This is a genomic window from Jannaschia sp. M317 (genome assembly GCF_025141175.1).
Classification (GTDB): domain Bacteria; phylum Pseudomonadota; class Alphaproteobacteria; order Rhodobacterales; family Rhodobacteraceae; genus Jannaschia.
Genome location: NZ_CP081155.1, coordinates 991,374 through 1,017,853, shown reverse-complemented (window position 1 = coordinate 1,017,853; position 26,480 = coordinate 991,374). Strand labels below are relative to the sequence as shown.

Here is a 26,480-nt window from a genome sequence, read left to right as displayed (position 1 = left end):
CCGCGCTTGCGGCCCCGGCAAAGCAGACCGCCGCCAGCGCCAGCCTCAGTTCAGGAATTCGAAAACCTCACGAGATTGATTTTCCAGCGATTTCCGCATCTTGGCAAAGGCCGCTGCCTCCAGTTGGCGCACCCGTTCCTTGGACAGCTTCAGCTCGTTGCCAAGGCTTTCCAGGGTCCGCGGCTCTTCGCGCAGCTTGCGTTCGCGCACGATGAACTGCTCGCGGTCGTTCAGCGCGGTCAGCGCCGTCAGAAGCCATTGGCGCAGGGTTTCGGTGTCATGGGTGTGCTCGACCGTTTCATCGGCCTGGGTCGCGTCGTCTTCCAGGGTGTCGATCCACTCGCGCCCATCCTCGTCCGAGGATTGCGTGGCGTTCAGGCTGAAATCGGACCCGCTGAGGCGCCCCTCCATCATCTCGACATCATGGAGCGGGACGCCCACTTCCTTGGCGATCCGTTCCCGCATGGTCTGCCGGTCGAGGATCACACCTTCGGCCATCGCCTCCCGCTCCAACCTTGCCTGAACCCGGCGCAGGTTGAAAAACAGGGATTTTTGCGATGACGTCGATCCGGTCCGCACCATGGACCAGTTGCGCATCACGTGGTCCTGGATCGAGGCCTTGATCCACCAGACCGCGTAGGTCGAAAATCGAACGCCGCGATCCGGGTCGAATTTCTCTGCCGCCTTCATCAGGCCAAGGCCCGCTTCCTGGATCAGGTCGTTCATCGGCGCGCCATACCGCTTGAACTTTGCCGCCATGGAAATTGCCAGGCGCATGTAGGCGGTGATCAGGCGATGCAGGCTTTCCTCGCATCGTTCATCGCGCCAGGCGTAGGCAAGCCTCAGCTCCGTCTCCGCATCCAGAAGTTCCGCTTTCATTGCCCGCCGTGAGAGGGACATGTCGCTGTTGAATTCAAAAGCCATAGTGTAATCCCCCGGTGGGACGAATGCAGGTTGGCCGGGACAGGCCCGACGTCCTCGTAATCGGTCGTTGCACAGGCGAACGCGCCGTCTTTCGGAAGGGTTCCCGAAATTGGTCAAAAAAAATTCCACCACCCTGGTTCTGGGACATGCGGCATCTGGTAAGTCTCTGTGGGCAGAGACTTATTTACGCGATCTGTCCGAAAAAAAAATTTACGTCGCGACCGCCCAGCTTTGGGACGACGACATGCGCGCCAAGGCCCGTGACCACGCGGCGCGGCGCGGATCCGATTGGCAGTTGATCGAACAGCCGGACGATCTGGCCGCGATCTGCGCCGGGGCCGGGGCCGATCAGACCCTGCTGATCGACTGCGCGACCATGTGGCTGACCGGCCTGATGATGGCCGAGGCAGACTGGCAGGGGCCTGCAACCGACTGGATCGCCGCCATGGCCACCGGCCCGGCGCACTATATCGTGGTCAGCAACGATGTCGGTGGTGGCGTGACCCCCGACAACGCTCTGGCCCGGCGGTTCCAGCGGGCGCAGGGCGCGCTGAACCAGCAGCTGGCCGCCGCCGCGGACCGTGTCGTCCAGGTGACCGCGGGGTTGCCGCAATTGCTCAAGGGGACGCTGTGACCCGGCTCTGGCTGATCCGGCACGGACCGACCCATGCGCGGCGGATGGTCGGCTGGACCGACCTGCCCGCCGATTTGTCGGACCGCGCCGCGCTGACCCGTTTGTCCAGGGCCCTGCCCCAGGCCCCGGTGGTCAGCAGCGACCTGATCCGCGCCACCGCCACGGCGGACGCCATCCAGGCCAACCGCCCCCGCCTGCCCCATGCCCCCACCCTGCGGGAATTTCATTACGGCGACTGGGAAGACCAGCCATTCGACGCCATCGACAGCCCGGACCTGCGCAGCTATTTCGACCGTCCCGGTGCCCAACGCGCCCCCGGCGGCGAAAGCTGGGACGACGTCGCGGCGCGGGTGCGGGCCACCGTGACCCGGCTGGCCACCGGCCCCGACCTGATCGTCGTGGCGCATATGGGCGTGATCCTGACCCTTTGGGCCGAGGCGCGCGGCCTTGCGCCGTTCGATGCCCTGGCGCAAAAAATCGACAACCTCAGCCTGACCCGCATCGACCTGCAGGGTGCGGGGCTGACCGCGCATGGCGCCAATCACAAACCGTGATCGACCCCGCAGATTTCCTGATTTCCCCTGCCCCGTCCGAAAGGCTAGCGAACGGCCATGACATATAATCTTTTGATCGGTGATCGATCCTATTCCAGCTGGTCGCTGCGCGGCTGGCTCCTGTTCGAAGCTTTCGGCCTGCCGTTCCGCGAAACCCGGACGCGCATGTACTCCCCCGACTTCGCCGCAGAGCTGGCGAACTGGGCTCCGGCACGCACGGTTCCGACCGTGCGCACCCCCGAAGGTGGTCTCTGGACAGACAGCATCGCCATCGCCGAAGGCTTGGCCGAAGCTTTCCCCGAAGCCGGCCATTGGCCCCGTGCCCCGAAGGCGCGCGCCCTCGCCCGGTCGCTTGTGGGCGAGATGCACTCCGGCTTCGGCGCGTTGCGTGGGGCCTGTCCGATGAACCTTCGGATCAAATCGGGCGGCTTCACCCCGTCCGAGCCGGTCCTGGCCGACCTCACCCGGATGGAACTCCTCTGGTCCGCCGCCCGCGCCGAGGCGACCGAGGGCCCTTGGCTTTTCGGCAGCTATTCCGCCGCCGATGCGTTCTATGCGCCCGCAGCCATGCGGATCGCGGGCTATGGCCTGCCGGTGTCCGAGGCGACGCAGGCCTATGTCGACGCGCATCTGAACCACCTGCCGCTGCGCCGGTGGCGCGCCATGGGCGAGGCGCAGAATCGCACGATCGACGTCTATGACGTCATCGAACCGGCACAGCCCTTTCCCATGCCGCAGCCTCTCGCGGCACAATTGGCCGAGGGACCGTCCGAGAACGCGGCCTGCCCCTATTCGGGCGACCCGGTCACGCATTTCCTGACCGTCGAAGGCCGCACCTGGGGTTTCTGCAACGCCTTCTGCCGCGACAAGACCCTGTCGGATCCAGAAGCCTGGCCTGCCTTCATGAAAATGATCGCCGCCTGACCGATCCTCCGTGAGGCACCGTCAACCTTGGCGGGCCTCACACCCGCATCCAAGGCGGCCCGGGAACTCTCGCCCCGCCTTCCCGCCGACGCGGCGGCCATCCTGCGCGTTAACCATTCAGTTACCCTTCCCGCGTTAACCTCTTTGCCAAAGGGGAACGGGATGCTGGCACGCACCACCACGGTGGCATTCGAGGGGTTGGAGGCGCGGCCCGTCGACGTGCAATGCGCGGTGTCGCCGGGCTTGCCGGGCTTTTCCATCGTCGGTCTACCGGACAAGGCCGTCTCCGAGGCACGGGACCGCATTCGCACCGCCCTGTCCGAACTGTCGATCGCGCTGCCATCAAAGAAGGTCACCGTGAACCTTTCGCCCGCCGACCTGCCCAAGGAAGGCGCGCATTTCGACCTGCCCATCGCGCTGTCGCTGCTGGCCGCGCTTGAAATCGTGCCTGCGGACAAGGTCGCGCGCGCCGTTTCCCTGGGCGAAATGTCGCTGGACGGGGGCCTGGTCGCGGTTGCGGGGGCCCTGCCCGCCGCCGTGACGGCGGGTGCTCTTGGCGCGACACTCTACTGCCCCGCCGCCTGCGGGACCGAGGCGGCCTGGGTCGGCGCGACCGCGGTCCACGCGGCGCCCTCGCTCAAGGCGTTGATCGACCACCTGACCGGCAACGCCCCCCTTGATCCCGCCGCCCCGGCCCGCCTGCCAGAGGGAGAGGCCGGCCCTTGCCTGCGCGACGTCCGCGGTCAGGACCGCGCCAAACGCGCACTGGAGATTGCGGCAGCCGGGCGCCATCACCTGTTTCTGGTGGGCCCACCCGGTGCAGGAAAATCCATGCTGGCCGCCCGCCTGCCCGGCCTGATGCCACCCCTTTCGGCGGCCGAATCGCTGGAAACCTCGATGATCCATTCGCTTGCGGGCACCCTGGACGAAGGCGGCATCCTGCACCGGCGTCCCTTTCAGGAACCGCACCACACCGCTTCGGTCGCCGCCATCGTGGGGGGGGGCAAACGGGCGGGGCCGGGGCAGATCAGCCTGGCGCACAACGGTGTCCTGTTCATGGACGAGTTCCCGGAATTTCCCCGCGCCGTCCTGGAAACCCTGCGCCAACCGATTGAGACCGGCGAGGTCGTGATCGCCCGCGCCAATGCCCACGTCCGCTATCCCTGCCGTTTCCTGCTGGTGGCGGCGGCGAACCCGTGCAAATGCGGCATGCTTTTCGACGCCAACGCGGCCTGCACCCGTGCCCCGATCTGCGGCGAGGAATACATGAACAAGGTCTCCGGCCCCCTGATGGACCGGTTCGACCTCCGGCTCGAGGTCCCGGCGGTAGAGGTCGCGGACCTGGCTCTGCCCCCCTCTGGCCCCAACAGCAGCGAGGTCGCGGCCCGCGTCGCCGCAGCCCGCGAGCTGCAGACCGCACGCTATGCCGGTCACGACGGCATCCGCGTCAATGCCGACATCGCAGGCGATGCCCTGATGGAGGTGGCCGCACCCGACGCGGAAGGGGCCGATATTCTGGCCCGCGCCGCCGAACGGTTCCGCCTGACCGCACGCGGATATCATCGGGTTCTGAAGGTCGCGCGCACGATCGCGGACCTGGACGATGCGCCCCAGGTCCGCAGGCCCCATGTGGCCGAGGCCCTGTCCTACCGCCTCATCGCTGCCCGCGACATCTGAGGCGGGGCGGCGCAGACAATCTGCGCCCTACGGCTTACGGCTGCGTCCGCCTATCAAGCGGAACCGATGCGGTCCCATGCGGTGTAGGGCGCAGATCGTCTGCGCCCCGCGTCAGGCGCGCCGCCGTTCGATCGCCTCCCAGATCAGGGCAGAGGCGTTGGTCCCGTCGAACCGCTCCAACTCCTGCAGACCGGTGGGCGAAGTCACGTTGATCTCGGTCAGGTAGTCCCCGATCACATCGATACCGACAAAGATCTGGCCATTGTCCCGCAGACGCGACCCGATCGCGGCGCAGATTTCCTTGTCCCGCTGCGTCAGGGCCACCGGCTCGGGCCGGCCGCCCACGTGCATGTTCGACCGTGTCTCCCCTTCGGCGGGCACGCGGTTGATGGCACCCACGGCTTCTCCGTCGACGAGGATCACGCGTTTGTCCCCCTTCGACACGGCAGGCAGAAATTTCTGCATGATCAAAGGCTCCCGGTTGATGCCCGAGAACAGCTCATGCAGGGAATTCAGGTTGCGATCCTCAGGCGTCAGGCGAAACACCCCCGCGCCGCCATTGCCGTAGAGCGGCTTGAGGATCACGTCCCCATGGCGCGCCTTGAACGCCTTGAGCATGTCCAGATCGCGCGCCACCATCGTCGGCGGCGTTAGATCGGGGAAATCCAGCACCATCAGCTTTTCCGGCCAATTCCGTACCCAGGTCGGATCGTTCACGACCAGGGTGCCAGGGGCCAAGCGGTCCAGCAGATGGGTCGTGGTGATATAGGACATGTCGAACGGTGGATCCTGCCGCAGCCAGATCACGTCAAACTCCGCCAGATCGACCTCGCGCATCTCACCCAGGGTGACATGATTGCCGACCTCGCGCCGGACCTCCATGTCCTGGCCATGTGCCAGTATCCGTCCCTCGTCGTAGGCGACCTTGTCGGGCGTGTAATAGAACAGGGAATGCCCCCGCGCCTGCGCCTCCAGCGCCAGGCGGAAAGAGCTATCGGCGTTGATGTCGATGGCCTCGACGGGGTCCATCTGAAAGGCAACCTTGAGGGGCATTGGCGGTTCTCCGGCGGGCAATGTTGCGCGGAGTGATGGCGCAAGCCGCGCCCCGGGGCAATGTTCACCGTCGCAGGGGGACCTGCGCGGCGGTCAGGCGGCCAGCGCGTTCTCGATCACTTCGATGCGGCCGGTGGCATCGACCAGCGCCACGTCAAACCGCACGGAGGAATTCATCCCGTCGGGCAGCGTGCCCATGTATTCCCCGGCACAATCGAACAATCGCTGGATCTGTCGTGGCCCCAGTCGCGCAGCCGCATGGGCATGGGTGTCGCTTTTCTTGACCTCGATGAAGATCGTTTCCGTGCCACGCCGGGCGATCACGTCGATTTCCCCGCCCCGGCCACGCCAGCGACGCCCCACGACGTCGTGACCCGACCGGCCATAATGACGCGAGACGCTGTCTTCGGCGGCAAGGCCTGCGTGGTAGGAAATCGTGCCGCTCATGGTGCATCCTTCATCGACAAGGCCAAGTCGTACACCAGTTTACGCGCAGTTCCGGTTCTTTCCGAAACGCTTTTTACCGCAGTTTTTAACGACCCGGCCTCCAGTTCCACCGCCAGCATCTCGCGAAGCGTCTCTTCGGACACCTCCTCTTGGACGGCCCGGTCGATCAGCAGCACGATTTCACCGCGCGGCGGGTCCTCGGCCACGCGGGTGGCCAGGTCCGGCAGATCGCCGTCCAGCACCTCTTCGAACCGTTTGGTCAATTCCCGGCAGACAGCGGCGCGACGGGGGCCCAGGACCTCTGCCGCGTCCGACAGAAGCGCCGCCAACCGCTTGGGCGATTCGTAAAGGACGAGCGTGCCGGGGATCGCGGCCATGTCCCGCAAAGCGGCGCGGCGCGCGGCGGATTTCGGCGGCAGGAAGCCCGCGAAAAAGAACCGATCCGTCGGCAGTCCACCGACGCAAAGCGCCGCCAGGACCGCGCTCGCCCCCGGGGCGGCGCGCAGGGTCGCGCCCTCGCTGCGGGCGGCGGTGCCCAGTTGGAACCCCGGATCGGCGATCAACGGCGTCCCCGCCTCGGAACAATAAGCCACCGATTTCCCATCACGCAGCGCCTGCAACAGCCGGGGGCGCGCGGCGGGCCCGTTGTGGTCGTGGTAGGGAATCATCGGGCGCCCCTCCAGGGGGATGCCATGGATTTCCATCAGGCGGCGCAGGGACCGGGTGTCTTCGGCGGCCAGAACGTCCGCACCGCGCAGGATGTCCAGCGCGCGCAGGGTGATGTCGCGGGCCGATCCGATGGGCACGGCCACCAGATGCAGTCCGGCTTCGATTGCGCCACTGTCCGCCATTTCAGCACCTTAACCTAAGACGTGTTTACGCGCCCGCAGGGGCGCACTACCTTCGCGGCATAGATCGCGCCAGTGGCGCAGAGACCCAGAGGAACCGCTCGACATGTCCATCGCCCAAGCCGCACGCTCATGCGTCTCACTCCTCGCCCGCGCGCGCAAGGCCGCCGCGCTTTTGTCGGTGTCTGCCGTGCTGGCCGCCTGTCAGGTCGCGGCCCCCGGCGGCGGCGGCACTGTCGGTGGCAGCGGCGTGCGTGGCAGCGGGCCCACGCAGGTCGCCCTGCTGGTGCCCTACGGGTCCTCGCGCGGCACCGACGCGGGCATCGCCCAAAGCCTGGAAAACGCCGCCCGCCTGGCCGCCGCCGACCTGGGCGCAGAGGCCGTGGCCCTGACGGTCTATCCGACCCAGGGCACCGCCGCCGGTGCCCAAAGCGCCACGCAGCAGGCGCTGGCCGCGGGCGCACAGGTCATCCTCGGCCCGCTTTATGCCGATAACGCCGCCGCCGCCGGCGTGACGGCGGCGGGCAGCGGGGTGCCGGTGCTCAGCTTTTCGAACAACACCTCGATCGCGGGCGGCAACGTCTGGGTTCTTGGCAATACCTTCGAGAACACGGCCGACCGGCTGCTGCGCTTTGCGGCCAGCCAGGGCCGCAACCGGGTTCTGGTGACGCACAACGATCAACAGGCGGGTATTGTGGCCCAGCAGGCGATCGTGCGCGCAGCCCCAGGCACAGGCGCGCAGATCACCGGCTCCGTCGCCTATCCGCTCAGCCAGGAAGGAATCGTCGCCGCCGTGCCGACCATTGCGTCCCAGGCCCGGTCGACCAACACGAACGCGATCTTCCTGACCGGCAACACGGCAGGCGACCTGCCGGTGATGGCGCAGCTGCTGTCCGAGACGGGCATCGGCGGCGAAGGATTCCGCTATCTGGGCCTGACCCGGTGGGACATTCCGGCGGATGCGCTGCAACTGCCCGGACTGCAGGGCGGCTATTTCACCCTGCCGGACCCCGGCCCGCTGAACCAGTTTCGCGCCCGCTACCAGGGGGCCTTTGGCGGGGCACCGCACCCGCTGGCCGGTCTGGCCTATGACGGCATGGCCGCAATCGGTGCGATTTCCAAGCGCGGCCAGACGGTCGGACGCCCCTCGCTGACCGCTGCCTCTGGCTTTGCGGGCACAGGCGGGGTATTCCGGCTGAAAGGCGACGGCACGATCCAGCGCGGTCTGGCGGTCGCCCAAGTCGTGAACCGAACAGCACAGGTGGTCAGCCCTGCCCCTACCCGATTTGGCGGCGCCGGGTCCTGAGACCGGGACCAAAGGCACCTTCCGCCCCGAACACCTTCCCGTGGCCACCGATGAGACCCTCATCGCGGCCGCGGACGATATCTTCGACGCGCCCGGCACGCTGGACGCCCTGTCGCTGGCCGTGGACCAGCCGGACCCGATGTCGATCCGCCGCGCCGTGGTCGACGTCCTGCGCACGGCCCAGGATCGGGGCCGCGCCGCTATCGCGCTGGGCTTCGACGCCGATCCGACCCGCGCCCGCCGCATCACGCACAGCTATGCCTTTCTGACCGACCGCCTGGTTCAATGCGTCTGGCTGGTCGCGACCCGCATCCTGCACCCCTGCCCCAACCCGACCGAGGGCGAACGCTTTGCGGTGATGGGCGTGGGCGGTTACGGGCGCGGTGAAATGGCGCCGCATTCCGACGTCGACCTGCTGTTCCTGACCCCCTACAAGGTCACCCCCTGGGTCGAAAGCGTGGTGGAATCCATGCTCTACATTCTGTGGGACCTGAAGCTGAAGGTCGGCCATTCGACCCGCACGGTAAAGGAATGTGTCCGGCTGGGCGGCGAAGATATCACCATCCGCACCGCCCTTCTGGAACAGCGGTTGATCTGTGGCGACGCCCCTCTGGCCGAAACCCTGCAAGACACGCTCTGGGATGGATTGTTCCGCAAGACGGCGCCCGAATTCATCGAAGCCAAGCTGGAAGAACGATCCGAGCGGCACCGCAAGCAGGGCGGTCAACGGTACTTGCTGGAACCGAACGTCAAAGAGGCCAAGGGCGGGCTGCGCGATCTCCAGACGCTCTACTGGATTGCCAAGTATCGCTACGAGGTCCCGACCGCGGCCGACCTCGTGCGGCTGGGGATCTTCACCTCCGAAGAATTCACGAACTTCGAGGCGGCGGAGCGATTCTTGTGGTGCGTGCGCTGTCACCTGCACCTGATCGCGGGTCGCGCCGCGGACGTTCTGTCCTTCGACATGCAGGTCGAGGTGGCCGCGCGCATGGGCTATTCGGATCATGCCGGACGGCGCGGCGTCGAACATTTCATGCAGGCCTATTTCCGCCACGCCACCAAGGTGGGCGAACTGACCCGCATCCTGCTGACCGCGCTGGAGGCGGACAACGTCAAGCAGGAGCCGGCGCTGCTGGGCTTCTTCAAACGTCGCCGCAAGGTCAAGGACCCCTACGAGGAACGCCAGGGCCGCCTCGACATCGCCGATGAAGTGGCCTTCCTCAGCGATCCGCTCAACATGCTGCGCATCTTCGAAGAGGCGCTGCGCACCGGGCTGCTGCTGCACCCCCACGCCATGCGCCTGCTGGCCGCAAACCGGCACCTGATCGACCGCAAGATGCGCGCCGACCCCGAGGCCGGAAAGCTGTTCCTGGGACTGCTGCTCAAACACGGCAATCCTGAACGCGTTCTGCGCCGGATGAACGAGTTGGAGATCCTGTCGGCCTTCATCCCCGAATTCGCGCCCATCGTCGCAATGATGCAGTTCAACATGTATCACAGCTACACCGTGGACGAGCATACCATCCAGGTCGTCTCCAACCTGGCCCAGATCGAGCGGGAGGAGCTGGTCGAAAACCTGCCGCTGTGCTCTGGCATTCTCAAGGCGGGGGTGAACCGCCGCATTCTCTATACCGCGCTGCTGCTGCACGACATCGGCAAGGGCCGCCCCGAGGATCATTCGGTCCTGGGGGCCCGCATCGCCCGCACCGTCGCCCCCCGTCTGGGGTTGAAACCGCGCGAGGCCGAGACCGTCGAATGGCTGGTCCGCCACCACCTGCTCATGTCCGACATGGCGCAGAAACGCGACATCGCCGATCCCCGCACCGTGCGCGATTTCGCCAAGGCGGTGAAGACGCGTGAACGCCTCGACCTGCTGACCGTGGTGACGGTCTGCGACATCCGCGGTGTCGGTCCCTACGTCTGGAACAACTGGAAGGCGCAGATGATCCGCGCCCTGCACCGGACCACCGCCGCCGCGCTGGAAAACGGGCTGGAGGATCTGAACCGCGACACCCGCGAGGCGCAGGCCAAGAAACTGTTCCGCGAGGCGCTGCCCGGCTGGACCGAGGCGCAGCTGCGCACCGAAATCGGCCGTCACTACGGCCCCTACTGGCAGGGCATCCCGACCGCCGCGCAGGTGGAATTCGCCCAGATGCTGCAGGGCCTGGAAAGCAACGAAGTCCGCGTCCACCTGGAGGCCGACGAAGACCGCGACGCGACCCGCGTGTTGATGGCCTGCCAGGATCACCCCGGCGTGTTTTCACGCCTGGCCGGGGCCTTGGCCCTTGTGGGCGCGAACATTGTCGACGGACGCAGCTTTACCTCCAAGGATGGCCACGCCCTGTCGGCCTTCTGGTTGCAGGACGCCGAAGGCCACCCCTACGAGCCGTCGCGCCTGCCGCGACTGCGCGCCATGATCGACAAGATCCTGCGCGGAGAGGTGGCGACCCGCCGTGCCCTGGAAGGCCGCGAGATCAAGAAGCGCGAGCGCAAGTTCCAGGTCCCCACGAACATCAGTTTCGACAACGAAGGGTCGGACATTTACACGATCATCGAGGTCGACACCCGTGACCGCCCCGGCCTGCTCTATGACCTGACGCAGGTCTTTGCGCAGTCCAACATCTTCATGAGCCAGGCGGTCATCGCGACCTACGGCGCGCAGGTGGTTGATGTCTTCTACGTCAAGGACCTGTTCGGCCTAAAGATCCTGTCCAAGTCCAAGCAGGACGGGTTGGAAAAGAAACTCCGCGCCGCGATCACCCGCGCGGCGGAACGGGCGGGGGCCTGAGGGGGGGCAAGGGGGCCGCTTTGCGGACGGAGCGGACATTCGCTGCGGCTGCTCCATTGCCTGGTTCGGTGCGAAGCACACATACCTATGACGAAACCAAGTCTCACGGTCAGTGTCGACTCTTCACTTGGACAATTGCCGGAAGAGCGGTGGTATCAGCCGTGACGAATGCCTAAACGCGCATCTCCCGAGTGGAAAACGAGGTCTGGAATTGCGCCGGGGGATGTTGGGTGGGCGAGCAAGAACCCCTGTACTTCATCACAACCCAAAAGTTTGATCGCCTCGAACTGTTCCTGAGTCTCAATCCCCTCAGCTATTGTCGACTGTCCAAGCGCCTTCGCCATGCCAGTCGCCGCGCGCAGAATTTTCAAACCAATATCCGGCCTCGAAATGTCGAGTATCAGTGATCGGTCCAGCTTGACCGATGTGTAGGGCAAGCGCGAGAGCTGGGACAGGTTGGAGTAGCCACTCCCGAAATCGTCGATCGCGATCCTGAAACCGGCATTTCTAAGGTAAATCATTTGTTCCTGTGTCGCCTCGAAATCGCCCATGGCCATTGTCTCGGTTATTTCAAGTTCGATGGAGCTGGGCTCAACATCATACCGTTTAACGACGGAGACCAGACGGGAGACGAGGTCAGGCGCAGCGAATTCCGCTGTAGAGACGTTGACTGAAACAGAAATGCTAAGCCCCTGATCCTGCCATGTACGGCACTGCCGCACAGCTCTTTCGAACACGGCTGCACCAAGAAGTGGAACCAGCCCCGCCTGTTCCGCGATCGGTACGAAGACACCGGGCGAAATGGCTCCACGTGTGGGATGATCCCACCGCGCCAGTGCTTCAACGGCTACGCACGTCATATCAGTTGTCGCAAACCTAGGCTGGTATGCGAGTGTAATCTCGTCGTTCTCGATGGCCTGCCTGAGGTCTCTCTCTACGTCACGTCGGTCCTGCCATTGGGTGCGCAAGGCCGTATTGGTGGCGACCACGCGACCGCGTCCGTTCCGTTTTGCCTCGTACATGGCAAGGTCCGCGATGTTTAGGATCTCTTGTGGGGTGTCAGCATCGTCTGGATAACGGGCAAGACCTATACTTGCGCCTATGTGTAAGGTGGCACCGTCAACCTCAAAGGGTTCCTCCAGTCGATCCAGGATATTGGCAGCAAGCACATCCGCTTCGCCCACGCCAGCAGGGAACAGAGCGACGAACTCATCACCAGAAACTCTTGCCAGGACGATGTCGCTTGGCGGCTCGTCGCAAAGCTCACCCATCGGCGTCATGCAGGTTGACAGATTTTCGATCGAACGATCAAGAGCCGAGGCGATGCGCATGCTGACAGCGCGCAGCAGGTTGTCACCCACCTCGTGGCCGTGCATGTCATTCACCCGTTTAAAGCCGTCCAAATCGATAAAGAGTACAGCGGTAGAAACACCGCCGGGTTTTTCAGTCAGACGGTTTAGCAAATGAAAGATAACGGCCCGGTTCGGAAGACCCGTGACGGCGTCTGCATAAGCCAGCACGTTCATCCGAAATATATTGCTGTTCAGGCGTTCCACCATCTTTTTGAAACTGTCGGCAAGGCCCCCGACCTCACAGGCGCAATCAACGTCCACCGCAACATCATAGTCACCGGAAACCAACGCCTCGGTGCTGTCTCGCAGAGACATTATCTGCGCTGTCAGCTTGCGTGCAGCAAACAGAGTAACAAGTGCCGGAAATATGATCGCTGACGTGATCGCAAGACCAAGCCATACACTGGACAGCTCGGTCTTTACGCCCAGCATCAAGCCAGTGACAGCCAAACCGCTCATTCCTCCGCTCATCAAATAAAAGCGCACTGGTATGCTGTTCAGGCCACGTCCTTTAGCACTCATTGTCAACTCTTCCTGCAATAACCTGCTGAGTGCCTAAAGGCATAAGCGTTACCAGTAGGTTTAAACGAATTTCTAGATGCTTAGGATTGTAGTAGGTACAGAAGCGCGTTCCTCATTTTACAGGAGGTTCAATAATGTGGCGCTTTTACTTTCAGCCAATATAGAGTCCCGGCAAACACAAGAGGCAAGAAACCCGCCCTCCACCCAGTGACCTTCGGACGCCCTCTTCAACGTCCTGGCGGGACCGCAGCCGAAGTCTATCCGGCACATGTCGCAAGCAGGTTTCGCGAGCCCGGGGCTGTCGAACAGCCCCCCTTTGTGCGGCGATTCTCGCACCAAACTGCCCGCATTGCCGCAAGACCGTGCGCAAATCGCGTCGGACCCAAATCCGCCCTGGATCACCCCCGGGTCCCCCCTGAAACCACTCCGTTTCACATCCCTATTCCGCCGCCCCCGGACACCTTCTAGAAGGGCGCCATGACACGCCCCTCCCCCCGCCTCATCTCAGGCTTTCTCACCGTCGGCGGCTGGACCCTGCTCAGCCGGGTTCTGGGCTTTGCCCGCGACATCCTGATCGCCCGTTTCCTCGGCACCGGAGCAGCGGCAGAAGCGTTTTTCGTCGCGTTTTCATTACCTAACATGTTCCGCCGCTTCTTTGCCGAAGGCGCGTTCAACATGGCGTTCGTCCCGCTCTATGCCAAAAAGCTGGAGGAGGGCGCGGAGGAAGCCGACGCCTTTGCCCGCGACGCGGTGGCCGGGATGGTGATGATCCTGACGCTGTTTTCGGTCCTTGGAATCGTCTTCATGCCCGCCCTCGTCCTCGCCATGGCCTCGGGCTTTGCCGAGGACAGCCGCTTTGACCTCGCCGTCACCTACGGGCGTATCGCATTCCCCTATATCCTGTTGATTTCCTTGGCCGCATTGGTCTCTGGCTTGCTGAATTCCAACGGTCGCTTCCTGGCCGCTGCGGCCGCGCCCGCGCTTTTGAACATCGTGTTTATCACGGCCCTGATCCTCGTCTGGACCGGGGCGATGCCGGTCGACCTTTCGACCTTCGCCAACCCTTACGGCGGTGCGCTGATCTGGTCCGTTCCCCTGGGCGGCGCGGCGCAGCTGGGGCTGGTCTGGTGGGCCGCCGCCCGCGCCGGGCACCGCCTGCTGCCGCGCCGCCGCCCGCGCATGACACCGGACCTGAAACGCTTGCTGGTCATCGCCGCCCCTGCCGCCCTGGCCGGGGGCGTGGTTCAGGTGAATCTGTTGGTCGGTCGCCAGGTCGCCAGCTATTTCGACGGGGCCGTGGCCTGGCTGAACTATGCCGATCGCCTGTACCAGCTGCCGCTGGGCGTGGTCGGCATCGCCATCGGCGTGGTCCTTCTGCCCGACCTCAGCCGCCGTGTCCGCGCCGAAGACGCCACCGGTCAGCGCGACGCCTATTCCCGCGCGACGGAGTTCTCTCTGCTGCTGACGCTCCCTTCTGCGGTGGCGCTTCTGGTGGTGCCCACGACGCTGGTCTCGGTTCTGTTCGAACGGGGCGCTTTCGGGCCTGACGACACCGCCGCGACCGCCGTGGCGCTGATGATCTATGCGCTCGGCCTGCCTGCCTTTGTGCTGCAAAAAGTCCTGCAACCACTTTATTTCGCACGCGAAGATACCCGCAGCCCCCTGCGGTATGCCGTCGTCTCGATGGTTGTGAACGCTGCGGTGGCCATCGGGCTGGCACCGATCTTTGGCTTCGCGGCGGCCGCCTTCGGAACAACGCTCGCGGCTTGGGCAATGGCCTGGCTGCTCTGGCGCGGAGTGCGCCCCTTGGGCGATGTGGCCCGACTGGATGACCGCGCGCGGGGACGGGTCTGGCGCATCGTGCTTGCGGCCGGGCTGATGGGGGTGGTGCTGTTCTTCGCGGGTGTGGTGTTGGGCCCGGCCCTTGCGGGGGTCTTTCGGGTGCCCGCGCTGGCGCTGTTGGTGATCACGGGGATCGTGGCCTATTTCGGCCTGGCGCAGGTGTTGGGCGCGGTGCGCCTGTCGGAGGTGCGCGGCGCGATGCGGCGCGGCTAGCGCCGCCGCATCCGATCCCGCAGCCGCTGAACCCCGCCCGGAAACAGCAGGATCGCCAGGGCATAGCCACCGGCAAAGCCCGCCAGATCCGCCGTCCAGTCCGGCACCCAGCTGAGCCCCGCACCCGAGGCCAGACCAAAGATCGGCTGAATCGCCAGCAGGAACCCGATCAACAGGAATGCACGGCTGGGATCGGCACGTGCCAGGCCCAGGGTCGTGAGGTATGTGAAGACACCGATCAGGCCGTAAGCCATTGGGTATCCACCGAACAAGGGTCTGTCCGTGTCGAACAGCACCAGGAATGCCAGCGCGCCCGCCACTGCCGCCCCGGTCAGAATGACAGGCAAGCGCCAGGTCGGGTAGAACGGTGCGGTGACATTGCCCAGCGCGAGGATGAAGACCACCACGAAGGCCGCGTGGGTGAAGCTGCCGTGGAGCAGCGGATAGGTGATCAGGCGCGCCAACTCGCCGGGCGGAAAGGTGCCGTTGGCCAGCATCCAGTCAAAAACCGGGTCGATCAACGACCAGTCCCGGATCGCCGTCAGACGCCAACCGACCGCCGCGCGCCCGCCGACGATGCCGGCCTCGCCCAAGGAAAAGATCAGCTCGATCCCCGCGATGATCACGGCAAGCGCGACGACCACCGGCGGCAGGGCGTTGAACGGGCTCTGGTTGCGGGGGTCCTGCATGGCGCTGGCCTTTGTTGACGGTCGCTGATGGGGTGGCTAAGCGATGCGCCACCGCTTTGCCAGACCGGAGAAATGACATGGCTGACCAGACCTTCACGCCCCGCGTGTTCTCGGGCATCCAGCCGTCGGGTGGATTGACGTTGGGTAACTACCTGGGCGCAATAAAGAACTTCGTCACCATGCAGGACGCGGGCAGCCACGAGACGGTCTATTGCATGGTCGATATGCATGCGATCACCGTCTGGCAGGATCCCGGCGACCTGCGCCGCAACACGCGGGAGCTGTGCGCGGGCTTTCTCGCCTCCGGCATCGATCCGGAAAAATCTATCCTGATCAATCAGTCGCAGGTGCCCGAACACGCGCAGCTTGCCTGGATCTTCAACTGTGTGGCGCGGATGGGCTGGATGGGTCGGATGACCCAGTGGAAGGACAAGGCAGGCAAGAACGCCGAGGCCGCGTCGCTGGGGCTGTTCGCCTATCCGGCGCTGATGGCGGCGGACATCCTGATCTATCACGCGACCCATGTGCCCGTCGGCGACGATCAGAAGCAACACCTTGAATTGACACGGGATATTGCGACCAAGTTCAACCACGATTTCGGCGTGGATTTCTTTCCGATCACCGAGCCGGTCATCAAGGGCGAGGCGACGCGGATCATGTCGTTGCGCGACGGCACCCGGAAGATGTCCAAAAGCGACCCGGTCGAGGCCAGCCGTATCAACCTGACCGATGACGCCGATGCCATCGCCAAGAAATTCCGCAAGGCCAAGACCGATCCCGACCCCCTGCCCGGCACGGTCGAGGGGTTGGACGGGCGCCCGGACGCGCGGAACCTTGTCAATATTTATGCTGCCTTGTCAGATACTTCGGTGGCAGAGGTGCTGGCGGCGAACGAGGGCAAGTTGTTCGGGTACTTCAAGGCGGACCTGGCCGATCTGGCGGTCGCAAAGCTGTCGCCCGTCTCAGCCGAGATGTCGCGGCTGATGCAGGATCCGGGCGAGATCGACCGCATCCTGGCGCGCGGTGCGGAGCGGGCGCGGGAAATCACCGTCCCGGTCCTGGAGCGGACCTACGAAATCGTCGGGATGGTGCGCTGAGCGGGTGAAATTCACGGTTTGGGGGAAACCCTCGGACCGGTTTTCACGTTTTGGGGTCAAACGCGCCATTCCGGCGGGACACTCGCCAAAAGATCCGGGATCGCGTCCGCGCAGAACCGCATGAAGGCGCGGATCAACGGGTCGGCATGTCCCTCGGGGGAGGTCACGAGCCAGAGACCCTGAACCAGGTCCGGCTCCGAGAAGCAGAAGCTGAGACCCGGTTCGATGTCGCCTTCGGCGCGCGGCAGGAAGCCCACGCCCTCGCCCGCGCGCAGGAGGCCGATCACGCCGTTGAGCGACTCGATATGGATCCGGTGGTCGTGTCGCGGCAACCGTGCCTGCGCCGTGGGGATCGGTTCGACCTGCGCCGCGTTCCCAGTGCAACAGACCAGATCGTGATCCGCCAGATCCGTAAAACTGCGGGGGGTGCCGTGCTGCGCCAGATAGCCGTCGGAAGCGTAGAAGCCCCAGGGATGGTCCAGCAGTTTGCGCGCGATCAGCGTGTCGCCTGACAGGCGCACGCCGGGGCGCAGGGCGATGTCGGCCTCTCCGTCTTCCAGCGAGAGGGTGCGGGTTTCGGTGTCGATGCGGAATTCGGCACCGGGATGCGCGCGCTGAAAATTGCGAATGATCCCGCCCGCATAGCGCATGGCGTTCGGGTTTGCGGTCAGGCGGATGGTGCCGGTCAGGCGCCGGGACATGCCGTCGGCGCGTGACGAAAGGGACAGGGCCGCGGCCTCCATCGCCTCTGCTTCGGGCAGCAGACGCCGGGCCGCCTCGGTCGGGCGGGCCCCGCGTGGGCCGGGATCGAACAGCTTTAGCCCAAGCGCATCCTCAAGCCGGGCCAGCCTGCGACTGACGGTGGTTTGATTGGTGCCCAGACGGCGCGCCGCCGAGGCGGCGGAGCCATCGCGCAGAACGGCGAGAAACGTGCGGATGTCGGACCAGTCGAACATGGGGCCTCTTGCGTTCTGCGTTTTTGCAGAGCTGATCCACAGGAACCATACTTCTGCGGGCCCGGCAACGGGCGCATCTGTCTGGTGTCCCCGACATCGGGGCCTGACCAGGAGTTCCGACGATGATCCGAACGTTTCTTGCCCTGACCGCCGCGCTGATGTTGACCGGGGGCGCGGCTGCCGCGCAGACCGTCATCGTGCTCTTCCCGCCCGCCGATTTCCCCGCACCCGACGGGCCTGTCGTGACACGCGATACGGGGGGCACGCCCCGCCAGGGAGGGTGACCGCCTGCTGCCCTGCCGGATCCGGCAGGGTGCCACGACGGTGCCGCGTGGGAGGGCCCGAGTCTGGCAGACACAGGTCACAGCACCGGCCCGCATGTGCAACAGGTGGTCGCCTTGGCCCTGGCCGATAGCGATCTACGCCGCGATCCGGGGATCGGGGCGGCGCAGGTCGGGGTGATCCGGCGCGATCCGGTCGCCCGGCGCCAGGTTCTAGGCGATCGGCAGGTGCCGGGCGCGCGCGCCGCGTTCGATGGCGGCGGCGTGCAGCGGGTCGAGCGACAGTTCATAGCGCAGGTCGCGCAGCAGCTGCAGTTCGGTTTGCAGAACATTGCCGTCGGCGGCGGCCACATCGCAGGCCAACGCATAGGCGGTTTCGTGGTGCGTGTCGGGCAGCGCTTCGCGCACCAGACCGTAGATGGCGTCGAGGCCGTCTTCTTCCTCCAACAGGTCAAAGACGGTCTGAGCCACCTGCTCCATCCGGTCGGCATCGTAGCCTGCAAAGATCGGCAGGTGGTTGACGATGGCCTGGATCGTCAAAAGCTCCGACGTGCGAATGGTCGCGTCTGAAGCGGAGACGGTGATCATCAACGCGACCAGCGCGTCCTGGGCCGAAAAAGTATCGGACATCTTTGGTGCCTCCTCTGTATGCATGGATTTATTGACGATGCCGCGTTGCCGCAATAGGCAGCACCGGTTTCCCCCCATGACCAAAGGACACCCCATGAGCAGCCTGCGTGACGCCGCGATGACATCGAAGGCCTGGCCTTTCGAAGAGGCCCGCCGCCTGCTGAAACGGGTCGAAAAGCAGGGCAAGGACCATGTGCTGTTCGAAACCGGCTATGGTCCCAGTGGTTTGCCCCATATCGGCACCTTTGGCGAGGTGGCGCGCACGACCATGATCCGCCGCGCGTTTGAGGTGATTTCAGACGTCCCGACGCGCCTGATCTGTTTCTCGGACGACATGGACGGGATGCGGAAGGTGCCGGGCAACGTGCCCAACCCCGAGGCATTGGCGGAACATCTGCAGAAGCCGCTGACCTCGGTGCCCGATCCGTTCGGCACGCACGAGAGTTTCGGCCACCACAACAACGCCATGCTGCGCCGGTTCCTGGACACCTTCGGCTTCGATTACGAGTTCATCTCGGCCACGGAGTTCTACCGGTCGGGCAAGTTCGACGACACGCTGCGGCTGGCCGCCGAGCGGTATGACCGGCTGATGGAAATCATGCTGAAGACCCTGCGCGAAGAGCGGGCGCAGACCTATTCCATCTTTCTGCCGATCCATCCCGAGACGGGCCGCGTTCTCTATGTGCCGATGAAGCATGTGGACGGGCGCGAGGGGACCGTGACCTTTGACGACGAGGACGGGCGCGAATGGACGGTGCCGGTCACGGGCGGCAACGTGAAGTTCCAGTGGAAGCCCGACTTCGGGGCCCGCTGGGCCGCGCTGGGCGTGGATTTCGAGATCTATGGCAAGGACCATGCCGCCAATACGGGCGTCTATGGCGGGATCTGTCGCGCGCTGGGGGGCCAGGCGCCAGAGAACTACGTCTATGAGCTGTTCCTCGATGCGGAGGGGCACAAGATCTCCAAGACGTCGGGCAACGGTATCTCGATCGACCAATGGCTGACCTATGCCTCGTCTGAGTCGCTGTCGTATTTCATGTATCTCAAGCCGCGCACGGCCAAGCGGATGCATTTCGACGTGATCCCCAAGGCGGTGGACGAATACCACCAGCAGCTGCGCGCCTACCCGGATCAGGATGCGGCCAAGCAGGCGGCGAACCCGGTGTTCCACATCCACGGCGGCGATGTGCCCGCGTCGGACATGGTGGTGCCGTTTTCCATGCTTCTGAACATCGCCAGCGTGTCCGGGGCCGAGGACAAGGACGTGCTGTGGGGCTTCATCAACCGTTACGCGCCGGAGGCCACGCCCGAAGGCAACCCGCAGATGGACGCCGCCGCCGCAGGCGCGGTGCGGTATTACAACGACTTCGTCAAACCGGCGAAGGTCTACCGGATGCCGACCGAGGCGGAGCGCGCGGCGCTGGAAGCCCTGCGCGACGGGTTGCGGGGCTGGGACGGCGACGTGTCGGACGAGGCGTTGCAGGGGTTGGTCTATGACGTCGGCCGGGACCGTTTCGATCCGATGCGCGACTGGTTCAAGGCCCTGTATCAGGTGCTGCTGGGGGCCGATCAGGGCCCACGGTTTGGCGGGTTCATCGCGCTTTATGGCGTGGGCGAAACCGCCGACCTGATCGACCGGGCGCTGGCGGGCGACCTGATCTGAAACTTTCGCCTGCGTTGATCCGTGTCTGCGGTGGTCTAGGTTTCCAGGGATCACCGCAGGAGGATTGACCGTGAAGGGATTGATTGCAGGATTGGTCGTGCTGGCAGGCGCGGCGCAGGCGGATGAAGCCGCCATTCAGGGCATCATCGGCAGTCAGATCGACGCCTTTATCGCCCGCGACGTAGAGACCGCCTTCGGCTTTGCCGCCCCCAACATCCAGGGCATGTTCCGCACGCCTGAAATCTTTGGGCAGATGGTCGAACAGGGCTATCCGATGGTCTGGACCCCCGATCGCGTCGAGTATCTGAGCGCCATCGAACGCGGGGCCGTCTGGACGCAGGAGGTTCTGGTCACCGATGGGGCCGGGCGCCTGCACAAGCTGGCCTACATGATGATCGAAACCGACGCGGGGTGGAAAATCGGCGGGGTGCAGGTTCTGACGGCACCGATCGTGGGCGCGTGACCGGGCCACGTCCAGCGGACGCAGGGCCGCATCCTTAACCGTTTGTTAGCTGTTCGCCACGAAGACTGCTCCCATAGGCGGGTCTGACCCCGCCCGTCACTCACAGACATGAGACCGCCCCGGCCGCAGGCCGCTGGGGCGGTCTTTTCGTTCGGGGCCTGCGAAGGGAATGGCAGATGAACAAGGCGATCACCGACGGGCTGGTCTTTAACCCGCCCAAGTTCGAGGACGGGCTGAATGTCTGGTCGCGCCAGGACGGGCTGCCGGGGTCCGACACCTATGCGACCTCGGGCAATGCCGTGCTGGTGCCGGCGGACCAGGATTTCGGTTCCTGCCTCGAGATGTTGAAGACGGAGGGCACGCAGAAGCTGCGGTCCATGGGCGCGACGCCGATCCTGCCGGGGTGCTACCTGCGGGTGACCCTGCGGGTGAAGGCCGTCTCGGGCAACCTGCCTGCCGTGCGGATCGGTGCCTTTCCAAAGGCATCGAACGGCAACGGTGTGGGCGGGCTGCCGCAGGCCGGGCCGGCGACCCAGCTGGATGCCTATGGGCGCGTCGAGACGATCACCGCGATCATCGGCACCGGCACCCGTGGCGGCGTCGACCTGGCCTGGAACAACACGGTCGCCCATGCCCACATCGGTCTGGATCTGACCGGCCCGAACGGCGGCGTGGTCCGCATCGACGACATCGAGATCGAAGACATCACAAGCGCCTATCTGCGCGACATGATGGATTGGGTGGATGTCCGCGATTTCGGGGCCGTGGGCGATGGCGTGGCCGATGACACCGCCGCCTTTCAGGCGGCCGAGAACGCGGCCAACGGGCGTTCGGTCCTGGTGTCGAAAGGCACCTACAAGCTGACCGACCATGTCACCTTCAACGAGCGTGTTCGGTTCGAAGGCACCGTGACCCTGCCCGCATCCAAACGCCTGAGCCTGATCAAGAATTTCGACCTGCCCAGCTATATCGACGCCTTCGGCGACGAGGAGGAGGGGTTCAAGAAGGCTGTTCAGGCGCTGTTCAACTTTACCGACCATGACACGCTGGACATGATGGGCCGGTCGGTCCGCCTGTCAGAGCCGCTGGATGTGCAGGCCGCGGTGTTCGACAAGGACACCTATGCCAACCAGCGCAAGATCCGAAACGGCCAGATCGATGTGGCCGCGGGCCCCGCGTTCCAGACCACGGTCGTCACCGGCACCGGCAATTGGGACAGCAACCAGCCGACCCGGATCACCAATGTCGCCAACGCGGCCAACGTCCCGGTCGGCGCATTGGTCAGCGGGCCGACGGGGGTGGGGCGCGAGGTCTATGTCACCTCGGTCCATGTGCCCACGCAACAGGTGCACCTGAGCGCGCCGCTGCACGGGGCGCCGAACGCGCAGACCTATACCTTCCGTCGGTTCAAATACGCGCTGGATTTCTCGGGCTTTGCCAATCTGCAACGCTTTACGCTGCAGGATATCGAATTCCTGCTGGCGGGGGAGTGTTCGGGCATCCTGCTGCCGGTCAACGGCCTGATCTTTCACGTGAAGGATTGCTTCATCACGGGGCCGAAGGATCGGGGTCTGACCAGTCACGGCACCGGCTGTCAGGGATTGCTGATCGACCGCTGTCAGTTCCTGTCGAACGAGAATGCGATCCGCGTACAGGACCGGGTCAGCATCGGATTCAACGTCAATGCCAACGATACCAAGATCCGCAACAACCGCGCCAACAAGTTCCGCCATTTCGCCGTCGTCGGCGGATCGGGGCATATCATCAGCGGCAACCACTTTTTCCAGGGCGACAATGAAACCTTGGGGCAGCGCACGGCGGGCATCGTCTTTGCCGACAGTCAGCCGAAGTCGATCTTTACCGCGAACTACGTCGACAACTGCTACATCCAATGGACGAACGAGCGCGATCCGAACCCCGATTTCGCCAATGAGCTGTCGTTCGGCGGACTGCAGATCCTGGGCAACATCATCTTTTCGTCCAATGTCCCGAATTCCTTCCGGCCGATTCAGATCAAGCCCTATGGGTCGGGGCATTTTCTGAACGGCGTGACCATCACCGGGAACACCTTCAAGACCATCAAGGGGCAGGCGCTGGCCCGTGTGGATGGGGTGGATGGAACCTTTGCCGGGCTCGACACGTCGCGGTTCGTGGATGTGGCGGTGCATTCCAACACCTTCTTTGCGGTGCAAAACCAGTTTCAGAACCCGATCACCGTGCCGCTGCAGGTCAATTCCGCGCAGTTCAACTGGGAGGTGGACCTGGCCCCCTATCTGCCGTTTGCCGGACAGGCCCGCGTGGTACAGGCCGTGATGCCCGAAGGGCCGATCAAGAACGGCAGCAACGTCAATGTCTACCACATGCCCTATGCGACGCCGAAGATCGGCGGCACGCAGCAGCGGGTGCGGCTGACCTGGCCGGAGGCGACGAAGGGCAAGGTCTTTGTCACCGCCCGCTGCGACGCGCCCACCTGAGGCGCAGGGCACGCAGGGCCGTCAGGGGCGTGGCCGCCGCTTCGCGCAGGATGGCCAGGGCCGCGCGGGGCCAGGAAAGCTGTCCGCGCGGCCCCGAGGCGGTGACCGTCAGGCCCAGGAGCCGCGCCGCAAGCCAGGCGCGGGGCAGATGCCAGCGATGCGAGACGATCACGACGGGACGCCCGGCCAGCAAAGATCGGGCGTTCGCGATGTTCTGAGCCGTGTTTCGCGACGCGACCTCAACGATCAGGTCAGCATCGGGCACACCGGCTGCCCGGGCGCGGGCCCGGCCGACGGTGCCTTCGGCCGGACCATGCCGTCCGACCCCACCCGCCACACAGATCGCGCCGACCCGGCCCGCACGATAGAGCGCCACGGCGTGATCCACGCGCAGGGCCAGACTGGGCGAAGGCGTGCCATCGGCGCGCACGGCCGCCCCCAGGACCAACGCCACCGGGCGCATCACGCCAACGCATCCAGATCGGCGCGTGTCAGGCGATACGCCTTGCCGAAGCCCCCGTTCAGCAGCGCCTCGCCCAAAGCCAGGCGCAGCAGGCGGAAATCGGTGAAATCGTAATACACCGTCGCCTTGGGCCGCCTGGCCAGATAGGCCGCGCGCAGAGCAGGTTTGTCGGCGGGTTCGACCCGCCCCATCAGGGTCAGGCGGGGGTGGGTCAGGGGGTCGCCCCGCGCCCCGGCCTCGCCCAGCAGCAGGGAACACGCCGGGTCGACAGCCAGGGCGCGCGCGTGATCCGACAGGTCCGACAGCAGCATGAACAGCCCCTGCCCCGGCAACCACAGACAGCCCGCCCGCGTCACCATCGGCGCGCCGTCGCGCAACGTCCCCAGCGCCGCCGTCGTGGCTCCAGCCAGCACATCACGGGTCAGCGCGCGGGCGTCGTCATCAAGGGGGCGATAGGGATCCATCCGCGCAAGGTCGGGCGGCAGCGGTATCTTTGCAAGGGCGTCTCTGCGATGGACGCCCCGATGGGGAGGGCATAGTCTCCGCCCCGAAACGGCGGAGGGCGCGACAGATGGCCATGGGCAAGACGATCCGGACCTGGTTCGAAGGCAGCTGGCATGACGGCAACGTCCCGATCATGCGCGCGGCGGATCATGGCAGCTGGCTGGCCAGCTCGGTCTTTGACGGGGCGCGCCAGTTCGAGGGGGTCGTGCCGGATCTGGACAAGCACTGTGCACGGGTCAACCGGTCAGCCGAGGCGCTGGCGCTGACACCGACGGTCGCGGTCGAAACCATGGTCGAGCTGGCTCGCGCCGGGTTGGAGGGGTTCGCCCCGGGGGCCGCCGTCTACATCCGTCCGATGTACTGGGGCATTCACGGGGACGCCGCCTTGATCGGGCCCTCGGCGGATGAGACGGGCTTCGCGCTCTGCCTCGAAGAGGTGCCGATGCCCCCCGCCGAGGCCTCGACCACGCTGACCACCACCCGGTTCCGCCGCCCGGTGATGGAGGACGCAGTCTGCGACGCCAAGGCCGGATGCCTTTACCCGAACAACGCGCGGATGTTGGCAGAGGCGCGGGCGCGTGGCTTTGGCAACGCGCTGGTCGCCGACGCATTGGGCAACGTGGCCGAAAGTGCCACATCGAATGTCTTCATGGTCCGCGACGGAGAGGTGTTCACCCCCGTCGCCAACGGCACCTTCCTGTCGGGAATCACACGCGCGCGGCACATCGCCAACATGCTGGGCGACGGAATGCGGGTGCACGAAACGGTTCTCGGCTTCGACGATTTCCGCGACGCCGATGAGGTGTTCCTGTCGGGCAACATGTCCAAGGTGACGCCGGTGACGGCCTTTGACGACAGGTCCTATCAGATCGGCCCGGTCACCCGCCGCGTGCGGGAGATGTATTGGGATTGGGCGCTGAGCGCGGCGTAGGCGGCCACCGCCAGAGCGAGGGACCCTCCCTCTCGCTCGCTGGGATATTTATGAAGCAGAGAAGCGCGGTCTGGCCTTCGGTGGCTGGCGTGGCGCGGATCGGATGCCTAGGTTCTGGCAAGGCCGCGGGGATGGCCACGAGGCTTGGCATGGCGACAGGTGCACCTTCATGATGCGGCAGCTGATGCGCGCCGTCCCGCTGTTGGCGACGCTGGCGGCGAGCGGCTGGGCGTTGTCGACCAATCCGCTGGCCGCGCCATTCGTGGACCGTAGCGCGTCTGAACTGGCCCTGACGCTGGACCGGGCCGTGGCGCGACGGGCCACGCCGGACTGGATCGCGGCCGAACTGGAACAGGCCGTCGCAACGGGTGATGCGGAGCAGGCCGAGATGCTGCTGGGCCTGGCGGACGAGCTGGGCCACGACGTGCCCCGCGACCCGGCCCAGGCCCTGATTGCCGCAGAGGCCGGGTGGATGGCGCAGGGCACCGCCTGCGGGACCTGCATGGTGGATATCGGTGCCTGCCGCAGCCTGACCCAGATCGCCGCCTGCGCCGTGCCCTTCGAAATGTCGCCGCTGGGCGATCTGAACGCCCTGCGACGCGCGGGCGGGGCCTGGGCCGGGGGGCAGCAGGTGGACCAGTTGGATGCCGGGCTGGCGTTGATCGGCCTGGGCGCGACCGGGGCCATCCTGGTCTCGGGGGGATCATCGGGGGCGGTGAAGGCGGGCGCGGGCCTGTTGCGGATGGCGCGGCGCATGGGCTCGGTGACCCCTGACCTCGCGCGGCTGATGCGGGTTCCGGTGCGCTGGGATGTCTTGCCCGGCTATCTGCGCGGCACCGCCCGGCTGGAGGATCTGGCCCCGCCCCGGCAGGTCGCCGCCCTGAGCGCCGTGGCTGCCGACATGGACCGGGTGCGCGGCGCGACCTCTGCGCCCGAGGCGTTGCGCCTGTTGCGCCATGTGGACGGGCCCGAGGATGCCGCCCGGCTGGCGCGGGTGGCCGAGGCGGCGGGCCCTCGCACAACCCGCACCCTTGCCGTTCTGGGCAAGGGCCGGGTGTTCCGCGCCACCGTGCGGCTGAGCCGGGCGGCGGCAGGGACGCTGGTGCTGCTATGGCTGAGCCTGGTGCACCTGGGCCTTGTGGTGGCAACGCGGCTGGGGGCGTTGACCTTGCGGGCGCTGACACCTTTGCCGCCCCGGCAGGAACCGCCGATCACCCGCCGATAAGGCGCGCCAAAGCCATGGAC

24 protein-coding genes are annotated in these 26,480 nt (G+C 65.5%); 14 read left to right on the top strand and 10 right to left on the bottom strand.

Annotated features, from left to right (window positions below; translation table 11 throughout):
• Positions 1 to 45: 45 nt before the first annotated feature.
• Positions 46 to 924, bottom strand: a complete 879-nt coding sequence (locus K3551_RS05350; protein ID WP_259918306.1) for an RNA polymerase factor sigma-32 — start codon at positions 922 to 924, stop codon at positions 46 to 48.
• 67 nt (positions 925 to 991) lie between these two features.
• Between K3551_RS05350 and K3551_RS05345 the strand changes: the two genes are divergently transcribed.
• The 4 genes from K3551_RS05345 (at position 992) to K3551_RS05330 (ending at position 4,713) form a co-directional block, all read left to right on the top strand.
• Entirely contained in the window at positions 992 to 1,558 is a 567-nt protein-coding gene (locus K3551_RS05345; RefSeq protein WP_311199768.1) for a bifunctional adenosylcobinamide kinase/adenosylcobinamide-phosphate guanylyltransferase, read from the top strand.
• Positions 1,555 to 2,112, top strand: coding sequence for a histidine phosphatase family protein (locus K3551_RS05340; protein WP_259918303.1), 558 nt, complete (start codon positions 1,555 to 1,557; stop codon positions 2,110 to 2,112). The genes K3551_RS05345 and K3551_RS05340 overlap by 4 nt, the downstream gene beginning before the upstream one ends.
• Before the next feature lie 57 nt (positions 2,113 to 2,169).
• Entirely contained in the window at positions 2,170 to 3,036 is an 867-nt protein-coding gene (locus tag K3551_RS05335) for a glutathione S-transferase (protein ID WP_259918301.1), read from the top strand.
• Positions 3,037 to 3,198: 162 nt separating this feature from the next.
• Positions 3,199 to 4,713, top strand: a complete 1,515-nt coding sequence (locus K3551_RS05330; protein ID WP_259918299.1) for a YifB family Mg chelatase-like AAA ATPase — start codon at positions 3,199 to 3,201, stop codon at positions 4,711 to 4,713.
• Between the two features lie 111 nt (positions 4,714 to 4,824).
• Here K3551_RS05330 and gshB read toward each other — a convergent pair whose 3' ends face one another.
• The 3 genes from gshB to rsmI form a co-directional block, all read right to left on the bottom strand.
• Positions 4,825 to 5,766: a glutathione synthase gene (gene gshB / locus K3551_RS05325; RefSeq protein WP_259918297.1), complete on the bottom strand. Its 942-nt coding sequence runs from the start codon at positions 5,764 to 5,766 to the stop codon at positions 4,825 to 4,827.
• 93 nt (positions 5,767 to 5,859) lie between these two features.
• On the bottom strand, positions 5,860 to 6,213 hold the full coding sequence (locus K3551_RS05320; RefSeq protein WP_259918295.1) for a YraN family protein: 354 nt from the start codon (positions 6,211 to 6,213) through the stop codon (positions 5,860 to 5,862).
• A complete protein-coding gene (rsmI, locus tag K3551_RS05315) occupies positions 6,210 to 7,064 on the bottom strand; it encodes a 16S rRNA (cytidine(1402)-2'-O)-methyltransferase (RefSeq protein WP_259918294.1) in 855 nt (284 codons plus the stop codon). The genes K3551_RS05320 and rsmI overlap by 4 nt, the downstream gene beginning before the upstream one ends.
• A gap of 103 nt (positions 7,065 to 7,167) precedes the next feature.
• On the opposite strand from rsmI, the gene K3551_RS05310 reads away from it, so the two are divergent.
• A complete protein-coding gene (locus K3551_RS05310) occupies positions 7,168 to 8,367 on the top strand; it encodes a penicillin-binding protein activator (RefSeq protein WP_259918293.1) in 1,200 nt (399 codons plus the stop codon).
• A 40-nt stretch (positions 8,368 to 8,407) separates the two neighbouring features.
• The gene (locus K3551_RS05305) at positions 8,408 to 11,155 is read left to right on the top strand and encodes a [protein-PII] uridylyltransferase (protein WP_409197405.1); all 2,748 of its coding nucleotides are present in this window, start codon (positions 8,408 to 8,410) and stop codon (positions 11,153 to 11,155) included.
• Between the two features lie 155 nt (positions 11,156 to 11,310).
• Here K3551_RS05305 and K3551_RS05300 read toward each other — a convergent pair whose 3' ends face one another.
• On the bottom strand, positions 11,311 to 13,029 hold the full coding sequence (locus K3551_RS05300; RefSeq protein WP_259918291.1) for a bifunctional diguanylate cyclase/phosphodiesterase: 1,719 nt from the start codon (positions 13,027 to 13,029) through the stop codon (positions 11,311 to 11,313).
• Between the two features lie 477 nt (positions 13,030 to 13,506).
• Between K3551_RS05300 and murJ the strand changes: the two genes are divergently transcribed.
• Complete coding sequence (gene murJ / locus K3551_RS05295; protein ID WP_259918289.1) at positions 13,507 to 15,084, top strand: murein biosynthesis integral membrane protein MurJ; 1,578 nt, start codon at positions 13,507 to 13,509, stop codon at positions 15,082 to 15,084.
• Here murJ and K3551_RS05290 read toward each other — a convergent pair.
• Entirely contained in the window at positions 15,081 to 15,773 is a 693-nt protein-coding gene (locus tag K3551_RS05290; RefSeq protein ID WP_259918287.1) for a rhomboid family intramembrane serine protease, read from the bottom strand. The genes murJ and K3551_RS05290 overlap by 4 nt on opposite strands.
• A 77-nt stretch (positions 15,774 to 15,850) precedes the next feature.
• Between K3551_RS05290 and trpS the strand changes: the two genes are divergently transcribed.
• Positions 15,851 to 16,870 carry a tryptophan--tRNA ligase gene (gene trpS, locus K3551_RS05285; protein WP_259918285.1) on the top strand — a complete coding sequence of 340 codons (1,020 nt, stop codon included), beginning with the start codon at positions 15,851 to 15,853 and terminating at the stop codon, positions 16,868 to 16,870.
• A 56-nt stretch (positions 16,871 to 16,926) separates the two neighbouring features.
• On the opposite strand, the gene K3551_RS05280 is transcribed toward trpS, so the two are convergent.
• Complete coding sequence (locus K3551_RS05280; RefSeq protein ID WP_259918284.1) at positions 16,927 to 17,826, bottom strand: LysR family transcriptional regulator; 900 nt, start codon at positions 17,824 to 17,826, stop codon at positions 16,927 to 16,929.
• 122 nt (positions 17,827 to 17,948) lie between these two features.
• On the opposite strand from K3551_RS05280, the gene K3551_RS05275 reads away from it, so the two are divergent.
• Positions 17,949 to 18,110, top strand: coding sequence for a hypothetical protein (locus tag K3551_RS05275; protein ID WP_259918282.1), 162 nt, complete (start codon positions 17,949 to 17,951; stop codon positions 18,108 to 18,110).
• A 210-nt stretch (positions 18,111 to 18,320) separates the two neighbouring features.
• On the opposite strand, the gene K3551_RS05270 is transcribed toward K3551_RS05275, so the two are convergent.
• The gene (locus K3551_RS05270; protein WP_259918280.1) at positions 18,321 to 18,737 is read right to left on the bottom strand and encodes a tellurite resistance TerB family protein; all 417 of its coding nucleotides are present in this window, start codon (positions 18,735 to 18,737) and stop codon (positions 18,321 to 18,323) included.
• 94 nt (positions 18,738 to 18,831) lie between these two features.
• On the opposite strand from K3551_RS05270, the gene K3551_RS05265 reads away from it, so the two are divergent.
• The 3 genes from K3551_RS05265 (at position 18,832) to K3551_RS05255 (ending at position 23,337) form a co-directional block, all read left to right on the top strand.
• On the top strand, positions 18,832 to 20,400 hold the full coding sequence (locus tag K3551_RS05265) for a lysine--tRNA ligase (protein ID WP_259918278.1): 1,569 nt from the start codon (positions 18,832 to 18,834) through the stop codon (positions 20,398 to 20,400).
• Between the two features lie 70 nt (positions 20,401 to 20,470).
• Positions 20,471 to 20,863 carry a DUF4864 domain-containing protein gene (locus K3551_RS05260; protein ID WP_259918276.1) on the top strand — a complete coding sequence of 131 codons (393 nt, stop codon included), beginning with the start codon at positions 20,471 to 20,473 and terminating at the stop codon, positions 20,861 to 20,863.
• 176 nt (positions 20,864 to 21,039) lie between these two features.
• Positions 21,040 to 23,337: a glycosyl hydrolase family 28-related protein gene (locus K3551_RS05255; RefSeq protein ID WP_259918274.1), complete on the top strand. Its 2,298-nt coding sequence runs from the start codon at positions 21,040 to 21,042 to the stop codon at positions 23,335 to 23,337.
• On the opposite strand, the gene K3551_RS05250 is transcribed toward K3551_RS05255, so the two are convergent.
• Both K3551_RS05250 and K3551_RS05245 read right to left on the bottom strand, forming a co-directional pair.
• Complete coding sequence (locus tag K3551_RS05250; protein ID WP_259919482.1) at positions 23,309 to 23,800, bottom strand: YdcF family protein; 492 nt, start codon at positions 23,798 to 23,800, stop codon at positions 23,309 to 23,311. The two genes, K3551_RS05255 and K3551_RS05250, sit on opposite strands and share 29 nt — an antisense overlap.
• Complete coding sequence (locus K3551_RS05245) at positions 23,800 to 24,264, bottom strand: HugZ family protein (protein ID WP_259918272.1); 465 nt, start codon at positions 24,262 to 24,264, stop codon at positions 23,800 to 23,802. Before K3551_RS05245 ends, K3551_RS05250 begins: the two co-directional genes overlap by 1 nt.
• 107 nt (positions 24,265 to 24,371) lie before the next feature.
• On the opposite strand from K3551_RS05245, the gene K3551_RS05240 reads away from it, so the two are divergent.
• Both K3551_RS05240 and K3551_RS05235 read left to right on the top strand, forming a co-directional pair.
• Positions 24,372 to 25,235 carry a branched-chain amino acid aminotransferase gene (locus K3551_RS05240; protein WP_259918270.1) on the top strand — a complete coding sequence of 288 codons (864 nt, stop codon included), beginning with the start codon at positions 24,372 to 24,374 and terminating at the stop codon, positions 25,233 to 25,235.
• A 169-nt stretch (positions 25,236 to 25,404) separates the two neighbouring features.
• Positions 25,405 to 26,460: a hypothetical protein gene (locus K3551_RS05235; protein WP_259918269.1), complete on the top strand. Its 1,056-nt coding sequence runs from the start codon at positions 25,405 to 25,407 to the stop codon at positions 26,458 to 26,460.
• The last annotated feature ends 20 nt before the right edge of the window (positions 26,461 to 26,480 follow it).

Bases quoted from the DNA above. Each gene is read 5' to 3' on its own strand.
- K3551_RS05255 (WP_259918274.1), top strand. From the start codon at position 21,040: ATGAACAAGGCGATCACCGACGGGCTGGTCTTTAACCCGCCCAAGTTC.
- K3551_RS05350 (WP_259918306.1), bottom strand. From the start codon at position 924: ATGGCTTTTGAATTCAACAGCGACATGTCCCTCTCACGGCGGGCAATG.
- K3551_RS05250 (WP_259919482.1), bottom strand. From the start codon at position 23,800: ATGCGCCCGGTGGCGTTGGTCCTGGGGGCGGCCGTGCGCGCCGATGGC.
- K3551_RS05275 (WP_259918282.1), top strand. From the start codon at position 17,949: ATGATCCGAACGTTTCTTGCCCTGACCGCCGCGCTGATGTTGACCGGG.
- K3551_RS05335 (WP_259918301.1), top strand. From the start codon at position 2,170: ATGACATATAATCTTTTGATCGGTGATCGATCCTATTCCAGCTGGTCG.
- K3551_RS05320 (WP_259918295.1), bottom strand. From the start codon at position 6,213: ATGAGCGGCACGATTTCCTACCACGCAGGCCTTGCCGCCGAAGACAGC.
- K3551_RS05270 (WP_259918280.1), bottom strand. From the start codon at position 18,737: ATGTCCGATACTTTTTCGGCCCAGGACGCGCTGGTCGCGTTGATGATC.
- K3551_RS05280 (WP_259918284.1), bottom strand. From the start codon at position 17,826: ATGTTCGACTGGTCCGACATCCGCACGTTTCTCGCCGTTCTGCGCGAT.
- K3551_RS05265 (WP_259918278.1), top strand. From the start codon at position 18,832: ATGAGCAGCCTGCGTGACGCCGCGATGACATCGAAGGCCTGGCCTTTC.
- trpS (WP_259918285.1), top strand. From the start codon at position 15,851: ATGGCTGACCAGACCTTCACGCCCCGCGTGTTCTCGGGCATCCAGCCG.
- K3551_RS05310 (WP_259918293.1), top strand. From the start codon at position 7,168: ATGTCCATCGCCCAAGCCGCACGCTCATGCGTCTCACTCCTCGCCCGC.
- K3551_RS05300 (WP_259918291.1), bottom strand. From the start codon at position 13,029: ATGAGTGCTAAAGGACGTGGCCTGAACAGCATACCAGTGCGCTTTTAT.
- K3551_RS05240 (WP_259918270.1), top strand. From the start codon at position 24,372: ATGGCCATGGGCAAGACGATCCGGACCTGGTTCGAAGGCAGCTGGCAT.
- K3551_RS05245 (WP_259918272.1), bottom strand. From the start codon at position 24,264: ATGGATCCCTATCGCCCCCTTGATGACGACGCCCGCGCGCTGACCCGT.
- murJ (WP_259918289.1), top strand. From the start codon at position 13,507: ATGACACGCCCCTCCCCCCGCCTCATCTCAGGCTTTCTCACCGTCGGC.
- K3551_RS05235 (WP_259918269.1), top strand. From the start codon at position 25,405: ATGATGCGGCAGCTGATGCGCGCCGTCCCGCTGTTGGCGACGCTGGCG.
- rsmI (WP_259918294.1), bottom strand. From the start codon at position 7,064: ATGGCGGACAGTGGCGCAATCGAAGCCGGACTGCATCTGGTGGCCGTG.
- K3551_RS05330 (WP_259918299.1), top strand. From the start codon at position 3,199: ATGCTGGCACGCACCACCACGGTGGCATTCGAGGGGTTGGAGGCGCGG.
- K3551_RS05290 (WP_259918287.1), bottom strand. From the start codon at position 15,773: ATGCAGGACCCCCGCAACCAGAGCCCGTTCAACGCCCTGCCGCCGGTG.
- gshB (WP_259918297.1), bottom strand. From the start codon at position 5,766: ATGCCCCTCAAGGTTGCCTTTCAGATGGACCCCGTCGAGGCCATCGAC.